The 20,361-nt window shown below is 59.0% G+C and carries 23 protein-coding genes, 1 tRNA gene and 1 pseudogene; 22 read left to right on the top strand and 3 right to left on the bottom strand.

Annotated elements, in window-relative coordinates:
- Positions 1–46: 46 nt before the first annotated feature.
- The 16 genes and pseudogenes from GH769_RS26585 to GH769_RS26515 all read left to right on the top strand — a co-directional run bounded on the left by GH769_RS26585 (position 47) and on the right by GH769_RS26515 (position 10,365).
- Positions 47–122: transfer RNA gene (locus GH769_RS26585), tRNA-Phe, on the top strand.
- Between the two features lie 174 nt (positions 123–296).
- Positions 297–1,523: pseudogene (locus GH769_RS26580) on the top strand (tyrosine-type recombinase/integrase).
- Entirely contained in the window at positions 1,523–2,251 is a 729-nt protein-coding gene (locus GH769_RS26575) for a hypothetical protein (RefSeq protein ID WP_178128928.1), read from the top strand. The pseudogene GH769_RS26580 and the gene GH769_RS26575 overlap by 1 nt, the downstream one beginning before the upstream one ends.
- Before the next feature lie 143 nt (positions 2,252–2,394).
- Positions 2,395–2,619: an AlpA family transcriptional regulator gene (locus GH769_RS26570; RefSeq protein ID WP_153649941.1), complete on the top strand. Its 225-nt coding sequence runs from the start codon at positions 2,395–2,397 to the stop codon at positions 2,617–2,619.
- Positions 2,620–3,028: 409 nt separating this feature from the next.
- Complete coding sequence (locus GH769_RS28890; RefSeq protein WP_178128927.1) at positions 3,029–3,187, top strand: hypothetical protein; 159 nt, start codon at positions 3,029–3,031, stop codon at positions 3,185–3,187.
- Positions 3,184–3,471: a hypothetical protein gene (locus GH769_RS26565; RefSeq protein ID WP_153649940.1), complete on the top strand. Its 288-nt coding sequence runs from the start codon at positions 3,184–3,186 to the stop codon at positions 3,469–3,471. The genes GH769_RS28890 and GH769_RS26565 overlap by 4 nt, the downstream gene beginning before the upstream one ends.
- Positions 3,468–3,737 (top strand): hypothetical protein, encoded by a 270-nt coding sequence (locus GH769_RS26560; RefSeq protein ID WP_153649939.1) that lies wholly within the window; start codon positions 3,468–3,470, stop codon positions 3,735–3,737. Before GH769_RS26565 ends, GH769_RS26560 begins: the two co-directional genes overlap by 4 nt.
- A gap of 2 nt (positions 3,738–3,739) precedes the next feature.
- Positions 3,740–4,147 (top strand): virulence-associated protein E, encoded by a 408-nt coding sequence (locus GH769_RS26555; RefSeq protein WP_153649938.1) that lies wholly within the window; start codon positions 3,740–3,742, stop codon positions 4,145–4,147.
- Positions 4,144–5,421, top strand: a complete 1,278-nt coding sequence (locus tag GH769_RS26550) for an AAA family ATPase (RefSeq protein WP_153649937.1) — start codon at positions 4,144–4,146, stop codon at positions 5,419–5,421. Before GH769_RS26555 ends, GH769_RS26550 begins: the two co-directional genes overlap by 4 nt.
- A complete protein-coding gene (locus tag GH769_RS26545) occupies positions 5,421–5,711 on the top strand; it encodes a hypothetical protein (RefSeq protein ID WP_153649936.1) in 291 nt (96 codons plus the stop codon). The genes GH769_RS26550 and GH769_RS26545 overlap by 1 nt, the downstream gene beginning before the upstream one ends.
- A 470-nt stretch (positions 5,712–6,181) precedes the next feature.
- Entirely contained in the window at positions 6,182–6,418 is a 237-nt protein-coding gene (locus tag GH769_RS26540) for a hypothetical protein (protein ID WP_153649935.1), read from the top strand.
- Between the two features lie 494 nt (positions 6,419–6,912).
- On the top strand, positions 6,913–8,109 hold the full coding sequence (locus GH769_RS26535; protein WP_153649934.1) for a phage major capsid protein: 1,197 nt from the start codon (positions 6,913–6,915) through the stop codon (positions 8,107–8,109).
- Between the two features lie 85 nt (positions 8,110–8,194).
- Positions 8,195–8,542: a hypothetical protein gene (locus GH769_RS26530; protein WP_153649933.1), complete on the top strand. Its 348-nt coding sequence runs from the start codon at positions 8,195–8,197 to the stop codon at positions 8,540–8,542.
- 10 nt (positions 8,543–8,552) lie between these two features.
- Entirely contained in the window at positions 8,553–9,149 is a 597-nt protein-coding gene (locus tag GH769_RS26525; protein WP_153649932.1) for a tail assembly protein, read from the top strand.
- Between the two features lie 23 nt (positions 9,150–9,172).
- A complete protein-coding gene (locus GH769_RS26520; RefSeq protein ID WP_153649931.1) occupies positions 9,173–9,412 on the top strand; it encodes an excisionase in 240 nt (79 codons plus the stop codon).
- A 281-nt stretch (positions 9,413–9,693) separates the two neighbouring features.
- The gene (locus GH769_RS26515) at positions 9,694–10,365 is read left to right on the top strand and encodes a hypothetical protein (RefSeq protein WP_020302400.1); all 672 of its coding nucleotides are present in this window, start codon (positions 9,694–9,696) and stop codon (positions 10,363–10,365) included.
- 36 nt (positions 10,366–10,401) lie between these two features.
- Here the strand turns inward: GH769_RS26515 and GH769_RS26510 are convergent, their stop codons facing one another.
- Positions 10,402–12,009: a glycosyltransferase family 39 protein gene (locus GH769_RS26510; RefSeq protein WP_032901806.1), complete on the bottom strand. Its 1,608-nt coding sequence runs from the start codon at positions 12,007–12,009 to the stop codon at positions 10,402–10,404.
- 87 nt (positions 12,010–12,096) lie between these two features.
- Positions 12,097–13,062: an arsenic resistance protein gene (locus GH769_RS26505; protein ID WP_032901805.1), complete on the bottom strand. Its 966-nt coding sequence runs from the start codon at positions 13,060–13,062 to the stop codon at positions 12,097–12,099.
- A gap of 158 nt (positions 13,063–13,220) precedes the next feature.
- On the opposite strand from GH769_RS26505, the gene GH769_RS26500 reads away from it, so the two are divergent.
- Positions 13,221–13,634, top strand: coding sequence for a hypothetical protein (locus tag GH769_RS26500; protein ID WP_014716505.1), 414 nt, complete (start codon positions 13,221–13,223; stop codon positions 13,632–13,634).
- A gap of 119 nt (positions 13,635–13,753) precedes the next feature.
- On the opposite strand, the gene gabP is transcribed toward GH769_RS26500, so the two are convergent.
- A complete protein-coding gene (gene gabP, locus GH769_RS26495) occupies positions 13,754–15,145 on the bottom strand; it encodes a GABA permease (protein ID WP_020302403.1) in 1,392 nt (463 codons plus the stop codon).
- Positions 15,146–15,700: 555 nt separating this feature from the next.
- Between gabP and GH769_RS26490 the strand changes: the two genes are divergently transcribed.
- The 5 genes from GH769_RS26490 to GH769_RS26470 all read left to right on the top strand — a co-directional run bounded on the left by GH769_RS26490 (position 15,701) and on the right by GH769_RS26470 (position 19,906).
- Positions 15,701–16,474, top strand: coding sequence for an ABC transporter ATP-binding protein (locus GH769_RS26490; RefSeq protein WP_010213906.1), 774 nt, complete (start codon positions 15,701–15,703; stop codon positions 16,472–16,474).
- 13 nt (positions 16,475–16,487) lie between these two features.
- Positions 16,488–17,240 (top strand): ABC transporter substrate-binding protein, encoded by a 753-nt coding sequence (locus GH769_RS26485; protein ID WP_014716503.1) that lies wholly within the window; start codon positions 16,488–16,490, stop codon positions 17,238–17,240.
- 74 nt (positions 17,241–17,314) lie between these two features.
- Entirely contained in the window at positions 17,315–18,010 is a 696-nt protein-coding gene (locus tag GH769_RS26480; protein WP_005783890.1) for an ABC transporter permease, read from the top strand.
- Between the two features lie 38 nt (positions 18,011–18,048).
- Positions 18,049–18,738 (top strand): ABC transporter permease, encoded by a 690-nt coding sequence (locus GH769_RS26475; RefSeq protein WP_032901841.1) that lies wholly within the window; start codon positions 18,049–18,051, stop codon positions 18,736–18,738.
- On the top strand, positions 18,719–19,906 hold the full coding sequence (locus GH769_RS26470) for a methyltransferase (protein ID WP_032901804.1): 1,188 nt from the start codon (positions 18,719–18,721) through the stop codon (positions 19,904–19,906). The genes GH769_RS26475 and GH769_RS26470 overlap by 20 nt, the downstream gene beginning before the upstream one ends.
- The last annotated feature ends 455 nt before the right edge of the window (positions 19,907–20,361 follow it).

The raw sequence follows: 20,361 nt of genomic DNA, 5'->3' as shown, positions 1-20,361 counted from the left end.
AACTTGCTTGACGACCCCCTGAAAAACCCGTTTAATGCGCCCCGTTGCCCAGATAGCTCAGTCGGTAGAGCAGGGGATTGAAAATCCCCGTGTCGGCGGTTCGATTCCGTCTCTGGGCACCATGAATTCTTTTCAGGTGCTTCCGAAAACACCTGAAACCCTTAGAAAACCGGCCCTAGCGCCGGTTTTTTATTGCCTACGATTCCCCATACCTACCTTGCCAGCCCAAAGTTTTGGGGGCAGAGTTGGGGGCATGACCGGTTCGGTCATCTCGCATGCCCCCAAAATGGTGCTCCATGGCCCTGAAAGTCACGCCTCTGACCGATTCCGCCCTCAAGGCTGCCAAGCCCAGGGAGAAACCCTACAAACTCGCTGACGGCGAAGGCTTGTACCTCGAAGTGATGCCCACCGGCTCCAAGCTCTGGCGCCTCAAGTACCGGCACCTAGGCCAAGAGAATCGCCTGGCGTTCGGCTCCTACCCGGAAGTGACATTGCTGCAGGCCCGCCGTAAGCGATCTGAGGCACGTCAGTTGATTTCCGAGGGCAAAGACCCAGCCCAGGAGCGCAAATCCACCAGACAGGCGCAGAAGGTCGAAGGGCTGACGTTCGAGACGCTGGCGCGAGAGTGGTTCGCCTACAACGCACCGCGCTGAGCAGAGAGCACCACCTACAAGGCCAAGCTGTACCTGGAGAATGATTTGATCCCGGGCATTGGCTCGCGCACGCTCAAAGACATCACCCGGCCCGACCTGGTGGAGCTGGTGCGCAAGGTCGAGGCCCGAGGCACGCTCAACGCCGCCGGCAAGATCCGCCAATGGCTGCACCAGATATTCCGCTACGGCCTGGCCAAGGGTGTCGTAGAGACGAATCCAGCCACAGACCTGGACGTGGTGGCCGCGCCTGCACGAGCACCCCGCCATCACCCCCACGTCGCCCTATCTGAACTGCCTGAGCTGCTGACCAGGTGCGAAAGCGCCAACATCAACACGCTGACCCGTTACGCCATCCGCCTGCTGGTGCTGACAGCCGTGCGGCCGGGGGAGCTGCGCGCGGCGCCCTGGTCTGAGTTCGATCTGGAATCCGCCACCTGGACAATCCCGAAAGAGCGGATGAAGGCTCGCCGGCCGCACGTCGTCCCACTGCCAAGCCAGGCCGTGGAGATCCTGCGCCAGATCAAGCCGATCACCGGCGAATACCCGCTCGTCTTCGCCGGCCAGCAGAACCCAGATCGTCCAATGAGCGAGAACACCGTGAACAAGGCGCTGCGCATCATGGGCTACGAGAACCGCCAGACCGGCCACGGGTTCCGGCACCTGCTCTCCACCGAGCTGAACGGACGTGGCTACAACAAGGATTGGATCGAGCGGCAGCTGGCCCACGGCGACAGCGACGGCATCCGCGACACCTACAACCACGCCAACTACCTGGAGCAGCGCCGCGGGATGATGCAGGCATGGGCTGACTCAATCGACGCGCTATGTGCTGGCGCAAACTCAAATATAAAATTGATGAGGGCGTGCTAATGCTTTGCGAATACTTCCGATATATAGACCTTGAAAAACTTTACGAGCAGCTAGACTCATTCAATTCATTTGAAAGCTCTAACCTTTCGAATATTCAAGATCAATTTACAGACACTCTATCGTTCTGCTTTGAGGAGCTGGCACACATTGCATTAGGCTTGGAGGATGAAGACGCTTGGAAGAATGTACCTGCGATCCAAGTTGGCGCAAACGTAGGCGATATCATAGAGGCAGACTTAGAGCTAATCGCAATAGCTGCTGAGATAACCCTTCCAAGCCGCCGCGCATCCGCGACGACAGCCATTGAAAAGTTAACCACGTTATCTATCCATGCCTCGTTTGGAGATTTTGACTACTGGCAGAAAACAAGCCTATTGGTATATCAATACGATTTGATGTGTTGGCTATATAGTAAAGATAAGATCAAAGAAGCGTTTGAAGTATATGAACTGATTCTGAGAACATATGGAGAGCTGGCCTCCATATACGCGCTAAACCGATCTTTTGAAAGGCAAGGACAAATCGCATCAAACATAGCCAGTGAACGAGCGAATAAACGTCATGCCTCGACGAACAAGGTAAAGACCACGCTGCTGGCGGAGTGGGACGAAACATCTTCAGCGTACAAGAACCGCTCCGACTTCTGCCGCATCATAGCCAGGCGAGACGGAATCAAAGAGCGGACACTACAAGAATGGATTCGAATTCACGAAAGCATTCGCTCGTGAGTTGACTACGGCCTGCACTGCAAACCGTACATTATGCTTGGCAAACTGTACGGTTTGCGCGGCACACCGATCTATCAGCACCGCCTCCTACCAGCCAGCATTGCCATCGTCGATTACCAATACCGCCCCAGGAGGCGCAGACGATGGCAAACGCTACCAACACCACCGCCCCAGCACGCCGCTTTATCAAGCGCCAGGAAGTAGAGTCGATCACCGGCCTATCCTGCACCGAGATTTACCGCCGTGTCGCCGCTGGCAAATTCCCCAAGCAGGTCACCCTAGGCCCCAAGAGCGTCGTCTGGATCGAATCCGAGGTGCTTACCTGGTGCGACGAGCGCATTGCTGAATGCCGCTCCGAGGTTGCGTGATGAATGCCCTTTCCTCCATTCGTGCCCTTTTTTTCCATTCGTGCCCTACTTTTTTCTCCGGCACGAATGGGGCACGAGAGGGCACGAATGAAAAAACCGCCCTAAAGATCGGCGACGAACGGTCGATAGATTCGGTTGCAAGCAATCATGGTCCTCGGTATGGTTTGCCCGTCACTGCAAATTCAGTGACCGGGTTTGGCGACCCGATGAATTCAAGGCGCACAGGCGCCCCCATCACGATTGCAGGCGCTTTTTTTGTGCCCGCACATCCTGTTTATGGTGGCTGTGCGCGGGAGACCTTCGGGTCTGCCGGGTTCCTTGATTCCCGGTTCGCCAACCTGCGCACAGCTGCCACCTTTAATCGTTTGGCGACGATCAGTGGCAGCTCCCCAAATCAAGGAGCTCGACCATGACCACTATTGTCACATCCAAAATCCGCGCACTTGCTCACCGCCGCATGGCACTGAGCGCGCTTCGCGCAAACTCGTCCTTATCCGTCCGTTTGAAACGCTACAACCACCACATGGCCCAGGCCCGCACCTTGGAATGCTCAGGGGGTGCCCAATGAACAACCTCCCGGCTATTTTGCTGCTCGAAGGCGACGTAGTACGCGAAGTGCTCATAAGCCCCGAAGACATGGCAAGGATGAATGATGCTCGCGCCACTTTCAAAGAGCTTTACTCAATCCTCATGGGTCAAGTTATTCCGGAACTTGGGGGTTTCAATAATCCGGTAGCTACTGAGATTGAGCGTCGTCTTGAATCTATCATGTTCGATAGTCGTAACTTCCTCTGGCCACATCGTTACACGGGCGCTGCTCATGCTGCCGTAAACGTTGGAGGTGTCCAGTGAGCACTCAAACTAAGCCAGGCAGCATTTCACAAGTTGCCGTCGATGCGGAATTTCAACTTTATGTAGCCCGTGGATACTCCGAGTGGATAGAAGCCTTGGCAATGTCGATTGAGGCATCTATTACAAGTCAATGCGAAATAAAACCCGACATTTTAACGCTGGCTAACCTCATACGGCATCTAAGTAACGAATCCGCCGGACATGCAGATGATGCCCGCCTTCGATTCAAATCCTTAGCAGAACAACCCATCCTTAAAAGGGGCTGATCATGAATATTCAAAACGGCGCACTTGCGCCGGCGGGATCGGCTTGCCTGGATAAAGTACTTAGTTGCCTCGACAAAGTTAAACCAGCTGGCGCCAACAAGTGGAAAGCGTGCTGTCCGGCGCATGACGACAAGAGCCCGAGCCTGGCAATTACTGAAACGTCGAAGGGAACAGTTCTGCTCAAGTGCTGGGCCGGCTGCACCACGCAAAGCATTTTGACGGCCATCGGCCTGGAGTTCCGGGATCTGTTTCCGGGCTCGTCCACCGCCCGACGCGGACCCAGTGCCGCCGCCGTTAAGCATGAGCGGGCCGTCTACCTGATCGGAAAGGCCCTGCTCGACAAGGGAACGCTGGAAGGCGACGACCTGCAGCGCTTCAACCTCGCCAAGCAGCGCCTGGGGGTCAAATGAACAAGGACCGATTTGCAGAGCAATGGACCGATGCCACGGACCCACTCCAGGCGCTTGGGCTGAAAGCTGTGCCCACCACCCCGGCGGTTTGGAAGGTGAACGCGGTAAGCGCCGCAGACATAAAGCCTCTGGCCATTCGTTGGCTATGGCCTGGCTGGTTGGCGAAAGGGAAGCTGCACATTTTGGCTGGCGCGGGCGGTACCGGGAAAACCACGCTACTCATCAGCCTTATTGCAACCATCACCACTGGAGGGCGCTGGCCAGACGGAGAGCTCTGCCAGGAGCGCGGCAATGCGCTTATCTGGTCGAGCGAGGACGACCCGGCGGACACACTGGTGCCGCGCCTGATCGCCGCCGGCGCCGACCTGTCCCGCGTCCACATCATCCAGGGCCGCACGAATGCCCAGGGAGAGGCCGATCCATTCGACCCTTCAAACGATATAGGGCTGCTACGAGACACGGTTCGCGACCTGGGCGGCGTGTCGCTGCTGATGCTCGATCCCGTGGTCAGTGCTGTGAAGGGGGATATGCACAAGGCCAATGATGTTCGGCGCGGCCTACAGGGCGTGGTGGACTTTGCTGAGGCCAATCTCTGCGCCGTGGTCGGCATCAGCCACTTCGCCAAGGGCGGTGCCGGTTCATCGCCGGCAGATCGGGTGATCGGATCGCAAGCGTTCTCGGCGCTCGCCCGGACGGTACTGGTTGCCGCCAAGCAGCAAGATTCTGACGCCCGGGTGCTGGCGCGGGCCAAGTCCAACATCGGCACCGACGAAGGCGGCGTCTCGTACACGATCGAGCCCTGCACCATTCCTGGGGAGATCGAGACAACGCACGTTGCCTGGGGCGATCTGATCGAGGGATCGGCGCGGGAGATCCTTGGCGACGTGGAAGGCCCCGACGATGACACGCACATAGATGACGACGATCCGTCAGAGGCATTGAAACGAATCCTCAAGGACGGGCCGATGACCGGCAAGCAAGTGAAAAGCTTGATGGCGGAGAACGGATACAGCGCGAAACAGACTCGCACCGCTCGCGAAAAACTGTCAGTAGTGACAGCACGTGAGGGTTTCGGAAAGGAGATTAAAACCCTCTGGTCTCTGCCACAGGCCGCCGGTCCTTTCTCGGCATTTCCTCCACTCGTGCCCTCGTGCCCCGACTCGTGCCCAGCCTTAGACATGGGCACGAATGGAGAAAAAGGGCACGAATGGGAGAAATCTGGTGATGGGGCACCAATGCCAAGCTTTGCAGACGACGACGCGGAGGAGGTCTGATGGCCGCCCTCGCCTACCTGCTCAACCTTGGATTTGTGGCGAAATTGAGCGGAAAGCGTGTCCGGGTATCGCCGGCCAGCAAGCTCAATGACCAGGTGCGGGCCTACATCAAAAACCACCGCCTCGAGCTGCTGGCGGAGCTGGCATCGAATGACGGCATTGAGCGGCGCTGCCACTGGCAGGTGACGCTCGACGGCAAGCCTCTATGCACGATGATCGGGGAGCCGATGACGCGTGCTGAGGCACTGGAGGTGGTGCGGTGGCGATGGCCTACCGCTGACCTGTCGTGATGGCTCAAATCCGAGCCAGGCACGGGGTGCAGATCCTGCGGGGGTAACGGACAAGTAACGCTCGCACCGTTACTTACCCATAAGCAGCAGTAGGGGGGTCGTGCCTGGAAACGACACCCCCCGGTTTTAACGTTAACAACCCGTTAAAGCACCGTTAAGCAGTCGGTAGGTGCGCTCAGGTGTGAGCAGATTTGCTCATATCTCGATGGAGCAGATCTGCGCCATTGCTGGATTGACCCGCTATTGATGAGCGTTCATGCGCTTATCGCTACAGGCCACGGGGCGTATGGCGCGCAGGCCGATCACCACTCCACCAGCTGCGAGGAATAGAAAGTTAGATCGGAAGGTGTTTTGAGCAAGTCCCGACCAGACGGGCGTTAGATTTCAAGATTCACATATTCCGCTACAGGCCACGGGGTGCGCCGCCTGCACCCCGTATCCGCAAATTGTGATTATGGAGGTTTGAAACGATGAAAGACGACTACGCCAGGCCTAAGCACGCGCCCTTCCCCGCTGCGCTGGCCGCCATGATTGCCCGGAAGGCTTCGATCATGGCGGACAGGCTGGAGGATCAAGCGATACGAGCAATGGTTCGCGATGCCCAGCGCGCACTAGACCGAGGGCTGGCCGTGGCAGATATCGCCCGCGAGATGGAGTTACTGCCCGCCGGCGCCGCGAAAGCAAAAAACACCGAGAAAAACAGTTGAAAACACCCAAATGAGAGCGATTCGCGCCGTAAGGGTGGGGGCGGGTCGAAAGTCTGGGCCTTTCCGCTTCTAGACCGCGCCCTCAGTCGTTTTTTCACACCCGCGAAATTAAAAACCCAGGAGTTGACCATGAAAAGAGATATTCCAATGCTGCGAGCACTCGAGCGGTACCTCCGATCAGTCGGTGTTCCTCGATCGCTCGCCGTTCAGTTCACCGGTCTTGTCCCAGATCACGTAATTCGCCGTCTCCTGCCGTGGCGCCTTCGCTTTCGACTTGCCTTAAACGGTTGGGCAGTTAGAATTGGCTTGTCGGCTAGGCCAACTGCCACCGACGCGACAACTTTGAAATCATCGACGGCGCGAGGCTGCGCGATGATAGATGAGGCCAGATCCGGAGCGAGTCCGGCGGGACGCGAAAGCAAACACCAGCGCAAGAGTCACGCACCCCGTGCGGACAAAGCGCGTCCCCCATTCCGGAAATAAAGGTCATCATCATGATTAACGCTATGAGCAACAACGCCCGCCGCGAACTCCGCACCAAAGCCGGCGGGAGCAACGATCAAGTTGGCGAGCTCCTCCTCAAAGAGCTCCAGGACCGCGACGTTGAAATCAAGAATTTCAGCGAGAACGCTGTCAAAGAAATCACCGCCTTGAAAGACCGCCTGCAAGACTTGGAACAGAAGGGTCAGCGCCGTGGTAGCAATGTTACGGCGGGTGGCGATGACGCGGTTGGCAAGATGGCAGAGGAGTTCACGAAGTCGGGCCAGTTCGCCGCTATGAAGTCTGGCGGCCCAACTACCGGGCGGGTCACTGTCGATAGTGTCAGCATCAAAGCGCTGACCAACGCCGGCCAGGGTGTCGCCGGTTCTACCAGCTACTCCGCCACCGCCCAGCGTCAGCCAGGCCTGCATAACGATCCACGCCGGGATCTCTCCCTGCTGGACTACCTGCCCTCCCTGCCCGCAACCTCCAGCACCTTCGAGTATATGCAGCTCAAGGACTACGTGAACAACGCCACGGAGCAGGAAGAAGAAGGCCAGCAGAAGGCAGAAAGCAAGATCGACGCGGAGCTGGAAACCGCCAACATCGCCACCGTCGCGCACTGGACCAGAGCGTCTAAGCAAGTGCTGGACGACACCCCGGCCCTGGGCCAGCAGATCGGCAACCTTCTGGACTATGGCTTGCTGGAGAAGCTGGAAGCCCGCTTGATCGCCGGCCCGGGTGGGAAGGGCAAGATCAAAGGCTTGCTGGGTTACGCCGTACCGCACACTGTCGTCGGCACTCTTCTGCCCGTAGATGCAATCGGCCAGGCGGTTACCGCGATGAAGACCAGCGGCTGGCAAGCCCGTCTGATCATCATGAACCCGAACGACTGGTTCAATATCTCCAGCGAGCGAGATGCCGACGGCCAATACGTGCTGGGCTCTCCACGCGATCCAGCGCCGCCTGTTCTGTGGGGTGTGCCGCTGATCACGTCTGGTTCGATGCCGGCGGGTACTGTGCTTCTCCTGGACACGTCCCAAGTGGCGATGCTAGACCGCGAACAGCCGACGCTGATGCTCAGTCGCGAAGACGGCAATAACTTCACCAGCAACATGGTCACCTTGCTGGCAGAGCTGCGCGCCGGGCTGGCGGTCTTCTCAACTGGTGCGGTTCGATCGGTTGATATCACGCCTCCCGCTGGCGGTTAACCATGTCTGTGGCCCGCAACGATGCGGGCCACAGATCAGCGATTGCCAACCCTTCCCACCCGAACATCCAATTCAGGAGGGGGCCATGAGCACCCACCAAGAACGCTTCGCCGAGGCGTGCAAATCTCAGCAGTTCCAGCCGTATGCGCTGATCCAAGGGCCCACCGCCGGCTACCTGACGTGGGAAGTTCAGCACGTCAGCCAGGGGCAGACGGTAACCATCGACGGGCCTTACTTCACTGAATCCGAGGCCCGCGTCTCCGCCGATCTAATGCGCGGGACATTCCGTGGAGCCAGGGCCAGCGAAGTAATTCACAGTCGGGTATGGAACTACGACGCGCGCCAGGAACAGTTGACCATCGACCAAGCGCTTATGGCCCGCTCGCTGCTCGCTATCCGCCTCGGCCTGCCAGCCCCGGCCACCAACACATAGGAGGTCACTCATGGCCGCACTTTCGGTTGAATATACCCCGATGAGAAACGTCAGGCTGTGCGCGCAGTTGCGCCAATTCGGGAAGTCTTACCCGCTGGCCGTCCGCACACCAGCGGAAGCCATAAAAGCCTTATGCGTGCAGATCCCTGGGTTTGAAAGATTTATCTCCAACGCCAAGTCGAGAGGCCTGGTATTTGCAGTGTTCGTGGGCAAGAAGAATGTCGGAGAGACGGAGCTGGGTTTCCAGGGCTCAGGCGACATCATCATCGCGCCCGTGATCACCGGCAGTAAGCGCGCAGGTGTCCTGCAGACCATTGTGGGAGCGGTACTTATTGTCGCGTCGTTCTTCTCGTTCTGGGCGCCACCCGTCGCTGCTGGGCTGTTTGCCTCTGGCGTTGGTATGGTCGCCGGCGGCGTGATCCAGATGCTCAGCCCTCAAACTGGAGGCCTCAAGACCAGCGCAGCGCCGGAGAATACTCCCGGCTATGCCTTCGGCAGCGCGAAGAACACCACTGCGTCGGGCAACCCGGTACCTCTCTGCTACGGCAAGCGGCGGGTGGGCGGTGCGATCATCAGCGCCGCCATCTACGCTGAGGACCAGATGTAGGAAAGAAATTACCGGAGGTCGATATGAAAATGATCACTCTAAAGGCATGGGCATCATTAAATTTCGACCCGGTACCTAGCGTAAACACGGTGAGGAGGTGGGCAAGGGATGGCCTGCTGTTCCCTGCGCCAACTAAGCACGGACGTAGCTATTACATAAACCCTGACGCTCGATACGTACCAGTGGATAAATGCCCTGTGCCGCGCGGCAATCTCTTGGAAAGAGTTCATGCGGCGAGAGGCATTTCCCCGGGCAGTACATAGGGGCACTGGTTTTTGGGGGCAGATTTGGGGGCATCCCCAACAATCAAACTGTACACACCCAGCCCAGCCATGGCTCAGGAGGACCGGTTCGATTCTGTCTCTGGCACCAAAATACCGAGAAACCCCAAGGAACAATGTGTTCCTTGGGGTTTTTTATTGCCTGCGATTTAATGCGACTCACGCATTTACGGACACGATGTCGCAGCAAGACGATTGAGGGTTATTTTTGGCTGGACTCAATCGTTCAGCCTTTACCCAAATCTCAGTTGTAAGGTTTTTTCATGACCCGCTTCTTGCTTTGCACCCTATTCATACTGGCCGCCCTGCTCAGTGGGTGTGCCACGCAGCTGGACGTAGCGATCAACGCGACGCCTGATCCCGACTATCACTTCGACCGACAGGCAGCCGTGCTGGTGACCTCCACTGGCGGCAGTGATGAAAACTCGCTCAACGCCCGCTACTACTTGCGTGACATGGTCCGCGCCATGCAGGACCAGGGCTTTCGCAATGTCTTCACCGACACCACGCTGCCCAAGAACCATGCACCGATCAAAATGACCGTCACCCTGGATGTCGACAGCAAGCAGGTGACTTATCGCTATACCGCCACCGAATACGGGCAGGTGGCAAACAGCACCACCACCCAATGCAAGAAGAACAAGAAAAAGACCGACCAACTAACCTGCACCAGCACTCCAAACACCTCCTACGGCCCGGTAGGGACCTCGGAGCGCACCGGCTACACCACGCTCACTACCTTCCGGGTCACCGCTCGTGATGAAGTGAGCAGGCGCGCGGTCTACCTGCTACGGGCGTCGTCCTATAACGACGATTGCCAAGCCGCCAAGGTAGAAGCCTTCCTGGTACAGCAGGGTTTGCAGAATCTGAATTTCCAGGACCGCGTGCAGCGCAACTATACGGTCACGATGCCTGAAGGCTTCCGTTGCAAGTAATCAGCTGCTCGGCAGGCCCTTGGCTCAAGGGCCTTCTTACCTGAGCAAAAACACCATCAATGGGTTGTCATTCAAGCGCCCTTGATAGCTCGGCGCCAAGTGCTCCACCGGCGACCCCTTCAACAGCGCGGTCTCCTTGCGCGACACGATCACCCACGAGGGCCGGGGCAGCACCGCCAATTTCTCAAGCTCGTGTCGCCCGACAAACAGCGGCTGTTCATCGTGATCCAGGTTCATCATGTAGCGCACCGCCCAGGTATCCCGTGCCAGGTCGACAAATACCAAAGGGCCCGGCTGCGCCTGGCGCAACGCCTCCACCTGGCTGACAAACCGCCGAGTATCGAATTGCAGGTCCTTGGCCGGCTCTATCACCGTCACCAGCAACAGCCATTGCGCCGCCAGGGCGATCAGACTGAGCCACACCAACCGCCATGCTCGCTGCCAGGCAATCAACGCTGCGGCTTGCAGCACCACCAGCACGCCGATCATCAACGGCAAGGAAATCTCTGGCCAGTAGCCCTGCTTGTGCCAGGCGTGTCGACACACAAACAACACCACCACGCACAACGCCGGCAGCGCCGCGACCAGCCATTCGTAGCCACGACGCACGCCCACCAGCCAGCCTTGCGCATGCAGCAGTCCATAGGCAGCGACAGCCGCAAACATCGGCACCATCGGCAGAATGTAATAAGCGCGCTTGAAGTGCGGTACCGACAGGCCGAGCAGAATCATCAAGCCGCAGCCCCCGAACCGCACCAGCAATTGCAGGTGCTCATTGCCCCAACGCTCGGGCCAGCGATGGCGCAACGCAAACAGGGTTGCAAACGCCAGCGGTACCACCGGGAAGTAGCGGTACAAGCTCAGTTGGAAGTAAAAGTAAAACGGCTCACCCGACTCATCCAGACGCCCACCGACTTGCATCTTGAAGACTTCATCGGCAAACGCATTGCCACCACTGAACCGCGCAAGCTTCATCAGTAACCACCAGCACGCGGCGAGCAACACCAGACCGACAACGCCGTGGATCAGGATCTGCCGGACACGCACCCCCGGTTTGCCCAACGCCCAATACACACACACCACCCCGCAGACTTCAATCAACCCCAGCGGCCCACGTATGGCGAAACCCAGGATGAACAACGGGAACACCGCCAGTTGCCTCAGCCGTGACCCGAGGCGTTCGCCGGTGTGCAGCAGATAGAAACTGCCCACGCATAACAATGCGACCATCTGGTCCAGGCACACCGAGCGCGACTTTTCGAGCAACTGGGCGGTGAGCAGCGTGAGCAGCATCGTCAGCAGCGACCAGGCACGGCTGTAGGGTGCCAGCAGACGATACATCAGCGCGATCACACCCGCCGAGGCGAGCGCCGTGGGCAGCACATTCGCCAAGTGGTTCGGCGCGTCGAACAAGCGGGCGAATAGATAACTGAAGAAGGTCGCGGTGCCTGGGTAATCCGCATAGGGCTGGCCGTAGGTGGTGGGGAAAAGACTCGCGCCATGGCGATACATCTCCTGCAGGAACAGCGCCCAACGCCCGTCAAAACCCTGGGGCTGCTGATCCCAGATACCTACTGTGAACAACAAGAGAGCGACCAGGAAAATACCCAGTGACTCCAGGCGAAAACGGTTGCGGTGATCCATCGGGTGACCTGTCAGGTGGGAAGCGCTGGCGTATGGTGCCGAACGCGCCCCTGAATGGCGCCTGAACAGACCTGAACATTCACGCGGTTACCGACTGGAGGGCCACACCACTGCCGGGATCAGGCGAACGTAGGCCAACTCGGCAACCAACTCGATCAGGGTCTGCAGGACCACCACCGCTGCGGCCAAGCCGCGCACATCCTCCGGCAGGGCCAGCGCCAACGGTAAAACCACCAGCGAATTACGGGTCGACGCACTGAACGTTACCGCCCGCGCCGTCAAAGCTGGCAGTGCGAACAGGCGCGCAGCCCCAATGCCCATCAACGGCGCCAGCAACACAAAGGCCACGTAGACCGGAATAACTGGCAGCAACACATTGATATCCTGCATTACCGCCGTGATGTGCGAAGCGAGCACGACAAACAGCACCAACGCCATCGCCGGCACCGGCAACCACGCCCAGGCACTGTTCCAATGACTGATTATGCTCGACCGCCGCGCAAGAGTGCTGGTCAAAACCGCCAGAAGCATCGGCACCACAATCAGCCCCAAGAACGCCTCGACAAACGGCCTCGCAGCCACCACCACGGCCGATTGCTCGCCCAACATCAGCCCCAGGTATACCGGCAACAGCAGCAGTTGCAGCAACAGCAGCAGCGGGGTTGCCGCCAGCATCGACCGCGAGTCGCCCTTGCCGATATGGGTAAACACCACCACGTAGTCGATACAGGGCGTCAGCAACACCAGCAGAGCGCCCACCAGCAACGCCGGGCGCTCCACCAGGCCGCGGGTCAACCCCCACACCAGTAAAGGCACCAGGATGAAATTGGCCACCAGCAAAGCCCCCATGAAGCGCTTGTTGCCCAAGCCTTGGCGCAGCTCAAGAAAGGGTATCTGCAAAAACGTCGCATACATCAGCACGGCGATGGCAGGGGTCACCCAAAGACTGAGGCCCTGCGCCGACAAAGGCCAGAGCAGGCCAAACGTGACGGCCGCAAAGACGGCAACGAAGTAGATCGGGACCTGATGGTGTTCCAGGGTGTCACGGGTCATGGGCGGGCTCTGGTGGATCCATAGACTGTCAGCCTAAGTACCCGCGCAGATAAGGTCGAGCACTACAGCAATCATTGCCGCCCGAGAAACCCTTGGGATTTACCCCAACCTGCGCTTCAATACACCCTCTAAATCCAGACCCCAAGGACGTTAAGCCCATGGCCTCGCCAAACAAGCAGCAAAAACGCGCCCACCGGGCAAAAGCCAAGGCCAAGCAAAACCGCACCCAGCGCGCCGTGGCGCACAAGCCGGATGCTTTTGCTGGCGACGACAGCCGCATCGACCTTGAGTCGGTGGATTTGACTGAACTGTTCGTCGAAATGCGTACCGCCGGCGAGATCAGCCAGCAGGCGCTGTGTGCGGTGTTCCTGGCGCACCCGTTGCTGGCGTTGGTGCTGGAGCAGGAAGGCGAAGAGGAAGCGACCGACTTTATCCTGGCGGCGCTGATCGAGTATCGGCAGTGGGCGACGGACAGCGATGATGAAGCCGCCGCATTGGCGTGGATTGAGTCGCCGCAGTTCCAGGCCGACTACGTGGCGGCGTCCCAGGCGCTGGCCAACGCCCCCGACTGACGCAAAATAAAAATGTGGGAGCGGGCTTGCTCGCGAATGCATTCTGACAGTCACTCAATTATTGACTGGTCTAGCGCATTCGCGAGCAAGCCCGCTCCCACAGTTTCAATAGCGGCGTATCAGTTAAGCGCCGCAGCCCCCACTCTTTGAGCCTTGCGACGGCTCGCCACCACCAACCCCGCCAACACCACCAGCAAGCTCAGAATCCCGGTGGCGATGATCTCGACCCGGTGCGCTTCCTGGAACAGCATGATGGTCAACGTACCGACGATAAACACCATCACCGCGTACGTCAGGCCAGGAAACAACCACATCTTGAACACGATCTTCTCGCCCGCCGCCGCACGCTTCTGACGCATGCGCAGTTGCGACACGGCAATCACCAAGTACACCAGCAACGCAATGGCGCCGGAGCTGGCCAGCAGGAATTCGAACACGGCCGCCGGGGCGACGTAGTTGGCAAATACCGCCAGGAACGCAGCGCCGGTAGACAGCAACACTGCCCAGTAAGGCGTGCCGCTCTTGTTGGTACGCTTGGCCACGGCCGGTGCGTCACCGCGACGGCCCAGGGAGAACAGCATGCGCGACGCGGTGTACAGCGCCGAGTTGAGGCAGCTGGTCACGGCAACCAGCACCACCAAGTCGACAATCAGCTTGGCGTTCGGAATGCCCATGCGTTCCAGCACAGTCTGGTAGGAACCTACGGCAGCCAAGGTCGGATCGTTCCAAGGCACCAGGGAGACCACGATGAAGATCGACAACAGGTAGAACAAACCAATCCGCCAGATCACCGAATTGGTGGCCTTGGTGATTTGCTGGCCAGGGTTCTTCGATTCGGCGGCAGCAATGGTGACAATCTCAGTGCCCATGAACGAGAACATGGTGGTCAGGATCGCCGCCAACACCGCGCCCATGCCGTTGGGCATGAACCCTTGGGTATCGAACAAGTGCGAAACACCGCTGACCTGGCTGGTGGGCAAGAAGCCGAAGATCGCGGCCAGGCCGAGGATCACAAAGCCGACGATCGCCACGACCTTGATCAGCGCAAACCAGAACTCGAACTCACCGTAGTTCTTCACACTGAACAGGTTGGTTGCAGTCAGCAACAACGTAATGATTAGGGTAAACGCCCAAATCGCCACGTCGGGGAACCAGGCGTGCAGGATGGTCGCCGCTGCGTTGGCCTCCAACGGAATCACCAGCACCCAGAACCACCAGTAGAGCCAGCCAATGGTGAAACCGGCCCAGTGGCCGATTGCCCGGTCGGCATAGGTAGAGAACGAACCGGTATCGGGTGACGCAACGGCCATCTCGGCCAGCATGCGCATTACCAAGACCACCAGTGTACCGGCGGCTGCATAGGCCAACAGTACAGCCGGGCCGGCAGCAGCGATCGCATGGCCGGAGCCGACAAACAAACCGGCGCCGATGACGCCGGCAATCGACAGCATGGTGACGTGCCGCGGTTTGAGCCCCTGTTCGAGGTCATTGGAGCTTTGCGTACTACTCATTGACACACCTTTGCGAGGAATTGCGAAAACGGTTCGCCCGGCCTGCAGCCTTTCTCGTGAAAAGAATCCAACAGGGCGTTCTTTATTTTTTACGCAAGATTTGCGCCAAAATATTTCAGAGCCAGAGTTGACGGGGGCTGTAGGACAATTCGCCATCTATCGCAAGTCATTGAGAACAATGGCATTCCGCTATAGCGTTACCGTGCGACTCACATTCACGGCACACCGACGCACCAAAAACACACACAAAAAGTACGTGACGCCCCATAAACGGGCTGATATGGACCGTTTGCCCGGTTAACCCTTCCAACACCCGGCCAAAGCTGGCACCATCGCGCCCTTTTTTACGCGAAGCCTGTGGATCTTTCCGGTTCAAACGTCTGTAGGTTGTTGATGGCGCGACACGCTACTGCGCCGATGCGACACCCTGCCGCAGACCATCGGTTAACCGTCCGCAGCGCTGTTGGCTGTCATCCAAACGCTATGCTAGCTTGGCGCCTCGCCAGGAAGGCGGCCCAACAGCGAAGATCGCAACGAACACAATGAGGACCGCACATGGCCGAGGCCACGCCCGCGCTTGAAATCCGCAACTTGCACAAACGCTATGGTGAGCTTGAGGTACTCAAGGGTATCTCGCTGACCGCTCGCGACGGCGATGTGATCTCGATCCTGGGTTCCTCCGGTTCCGGCAAGTCCACCTTCCTGCGCTGCATCAACCTGCTGGAAAACCCGCACCAGGGCCAGATCCTGGTGGCCGGCGAAGAACTCAAGCTCAAGGCCGCGAAAAACGGCGAACTGATGGCCGCCGACGGCAAGCAGATCAACCGCCTGCGCAGCGAAATCGGGTTTGTGTTTCAAAACTTTAACCTGTGGCCGCACATGAGCATCCTCGACAACATCATCGAGGCCCCTCGTCGCGTGCTCGGCCAAAGCAAGGCAGAAGCCATAGAAGTGGCCGAGGCCCTGCTGGCCAAGGTCGGTATTGCTGACAAGCGCCACGCTTACCCTGCGCAACTCTCCGGCGGCCAGCAACAGCGGGCGGCGATTGCCCGCACCCTGGCGATGCAACCTAAAGTCATCCTGTTCGATGAGCCGACGTCGGCGCTTGACCCGGAAATGGTTCAGGAAGTACTTAATGTGATCCGCGCACTGGCCGAAGAAGGCCGCACCATGCTGCTGGTCACCCACGAAATGGGTTTCGCCCGTCAGGTATCCAGCGAAGTGGTGTTTTTGCACCAGGGCCTGGTCGAAGAGCAAGGATCGCCACAGCAGGTGTTTGAAAACCCGCTTTCGGCGCGCTGCAAACAATTCATGTCCAGCAACCGCTAACGGAGCAACATGCATGCAGACCTATAAGAAATTCCTTCTGGCCGCGGCCGTCTCGATGGCGTTCAGCGCCACGGCCATGGCAGAAACCTTGAAAATGGGGATCGAAGCGGCCTACCCGCCGTTCAACAATAAAGACGCCAGCGGTAACGTTGTCGGCTTCGACAAGGACATCGGCGACGCCCTGTGCGCCAAGATGAAAGTCGAAAAGTGCGAAGTGTATGTGTCCGACTGGGACGGCATCATCCCGGCCCTGAACGCCAAGAAGTTCGACTTCCTGGTGTCCTCGCTGTCGATCACCGACGAGCGCAAGCAGGCGGTGGACTTCACCGACCCGTACTATTCCAACAAGCTGCAGTTCATTGCGCCCAAAGCCACTGCGGATTTCAAGACCGACGCCACTTACCTCAAAGGCAAGGTGATCGGTGCACAGCGCGCAACGCTGGCCGGTACCTACCTGGAAGACAAGCTGCCGGACACCGAAGCCAAGCTCTACGACACACAGGAAAACGCCTACCTCGACCTGACCTCCGGTCGCCTCGACGGCATCCTGGCTGACAAGTACGTGCAGTACGAATGGCTCAAGAGCAAAGACGGTTCGGCCTATGAATTCAAAGGCGACCCGGTGGTAGAAAGCGACAAGATCGGTATCGCCGTACGCAAGGGCGACCCGCTGCGCGAGCGCCTGAACAAAGCCCTGGCAGAGATCAAGGCAGACGGCACCTACAAAAAGATCAACGACAAGTACTTCCCGTTCAGCATCGAATGATCTGAACGGCCTGCCCGGCGCGCTCCTGCGAGCGCGCTGGCTTTTAGCAATGCCTGCCGCGATATGAAAACACCATGAATTTCGATCTCTACGGATTCGGCCCGGCGCTCGCCGCCGGCGCGCTGATGACCGTCAAACTGGCGCTCACGGCCCTGTGCCTGGGGCTGGTGCTCGGCCTTGCCGGCGCCTTGGCCAAGACTTCGCCGTACAAGCCGCTGCAATGGCTGGGCGGTGCGTATTCGACCATCGTTCGCGGTATTCCCGAATTACTGTGGGTGCTGCTGATTTACTTCGGCACCGTCAATCTGATGCGTGCCCTGGGTGAGTTCTTCGGCAACCCAGACTTGTCCCTGAGCGCCTTCGCCGCCGGCGTCATCGCCCTGGGCCTGTGCTTCGGCGCCTACGCAACGGAAGTGTTCCGCGGCGCGATCCTCGCCATTCCCAAGGGCCACCGCGAAGCCGGTGTGGCGTTGGGGCTGTCGAAGTTTCGGATTTTCACCCGGCTGATCATGCCGCAAATGTGGCGTATCGCCCTGCCGGGCCTGGGTAACCTGTTCATGATCCTGATGAAAGACACCGCGCTGGTGTCGGTGATCGGCCTGGAAGAAATCATGCGCCACGCGCAGATCGGCGTGACCGTGACCAAGCAACCCTTCACCTTCTTCATGGTCGCGGCGTTCATGTACCTGGGCCTGACCGTACTGGCGATGACCAGCATGCACTTCCTGGAAAAACGCGCCGCCCGCGGCTTTGCAAGGAGCACCCAATGAGCGGCGACTACAGCTGGCTATCGCACTTTGACCTGGGCCTGAACTGGGCCGTGATCATCAAGTGGCTGCCGAAGTTGGCCCAGGGCGCAACCTTGACCCTGGAGCTGGTGGCAATCGCCGTGATCGCCGGTCTGCTGCTGGCGATCCCTCTGGGCATCGCCCGCTCTTCGCGCCGCTGGTACGTGAGCGCCCTGCCCTACGGCTACATTTTCTTCTTCCGTGGCACGCCGCTGCTGGTGCAGTTGTTTTTGGTGTATTACGGCCTCGCGCAGTTCGATGCCGTGCGCAACAGCTTTATGTGGCCGTACCTGCGCGACCCGTTCTGGTGCGCCACCGCCACCATGACCCTGCACACCGCCGCCTATATCGCCGAGATCCTGCGCGGCGCGATCCAGGCCATTCCGCCGGGGGAGATCGAAGCAGCGCGGGCATTGGGCATGTCCAAACCGAAAACGCTGTTCTACATCATCCTGCCCCGCGCCTCGCGCATCGGCCTGCCGGCCTACAGCAACGAAGTGATCCTTATGCTCAAGGCCAGCGCCCTGGCCAGCACCGTGACCCTGCTGGAACTGACCGGCATGGCGCGCACCATCATTGCCCGCACCTACCTGCCGGTCGAAATCTTCTTCGCCGCCGGACTGTTCTACCTGCTAATGGCCTACGTGCTGGTGCGCGGCTTCAAACTGCTGGAAAAATGGCTGCGCGTCGATGCGTGCCAAGAACGTTGAGGCACGCTTCCAGGCACTGGATGCATTCCTGATCGAGCACCAAGGGCTGTGGCGACCACGGCCCTTTACCCAGTTGCAGTTGCCCTGGGAAACCGAGCATCCGGAATTATCCCGGTGGTTGCGTCAGCGCTCGCTGGCCGAAGCTGAAGCCAGTCATAACCAACCCCACGACCTGCCCGCGCCCGCACCGTTTCCACAGCTGGCCGCTCGCGCGCTGCGCCTCGGCGCTGTGGATAAGTTACCCACGCACACCCTTGAGCCCGCTCGCCATCGCCTGAATGTCGACGTGCCCGGGCGCAAATGGCAACAGATCGAAGCCTTCGGCGCCGCGCTGACTTTTGCCCAAACGCCTGTCCACTGGCTGGACTGGTGCGCCGGCAAAGGCCATCTAGGCCGCCGCCTGCTGCAACCCGGCCAACAGCTGACCTGCCTGGAACACGACCCCGCCCTCATCGCCTCCGGCCAAGCCTTGAGTGATCGCCACGACCTCCACGCAACCCATCACCTCCAAGACGTCATGGCGGATGTCGCGATCCAGCCCGAACACACACCGGTCGCCCTGCATGCCTGCGGCGACCTGCATGTGCGCCTGCTGCAATTGGCCAGCGCTGCCGGCTGCAAACAAATGGCCCTGGCGCCCTGCTGCTACAACCGCATCACCGCCGACCGTTATCAGGCCCTCTCCGCTGCCGGGCGCGCCTCACTGCTGCAACTGTCGATTGATGACCTGGGCCTGCCCCTGAGCGAAACCGTCACCGCCGGCAACCGTGTACGCCAACAACGAGACACCTCCATGGCGCGGCGCCTGGGTTTTGACCAACTACAGCGGCAAGTGCGCGGCTGCGACGACTACCTGCCGACACCCTCCCTGCCCGCCAGTTGGCTGGATAAATCCTTTGCCGACTACTGCCAGGAACTGGCGAGCCTCAAGGGCTTATCCACAGGTGTTCAGGACTGGCAGGCCCTGGAAGCCCACGGCTGGCAGCGCCTGGCCGAAGTGCGCAACCTTGAGTTAGTGAGAGGCTTGTTTCGACGCCCATTGGAACTGTGGTTGGTATTGGACCGAGCACTGTTCATGGTGGAACAGGGCTACAACGTCGAGGTCGGCAGCTTCTGCGAACCATCGTTGACCCCTCGCAACCTGATGGTGCTGGCCGAGCGCGAATAAAGGGCAAAAAAACCTACAAGCGCCTTGTGGATAACTCTGTTGATGAATAGTTTGCAGAGGCCCTAGATATAGGCACTTCACACCCAAAGCCGGCCTGGTCATTTTTTGTTCACAAAATAAAATGCACACAAAACAGGCAGTTGCAGCGTGTTGAGAACTGCTGCACAAAATGGCTGTTTCGGGACAACCGTTACCAACCGATTGTGCATAAACATCTGGCGCCAGACGCATAACGGGCTCTTTGTGCGGGCTGTTTGGCGCGTTTGGCAGGGGGTAAAGCCCGTTGTGCATCAGGTTACGAGAGGGTCTGTCCAAGGGATGCTTGAACCCTATCGATCTCGTCTACTGCATGGAGTTGGACCCGTACTTTGCACGCGCTCTTCAACCTTTGAAGACACGGGGAAAACGCCCTAATCGCGAGAAACCTCCGACTTTGCAAAAATAGTCAGAATTCA

Source organism: Pseudomonas sp. CFSAN084952 (assembly GCF_009648855.1).
Classification (GTDB): Bacteria; Pseudomonadota; Gammaproteobacteria; order Pseudomonadales; family Pseudomonadaceae; genus Aquipseudomonas; species Aquipseudomonas paracarnis.
Note: the sequence above shows the minus strand (reverse complement) of the source record. Positions and strands in the feature narration are given on the sequence as shown.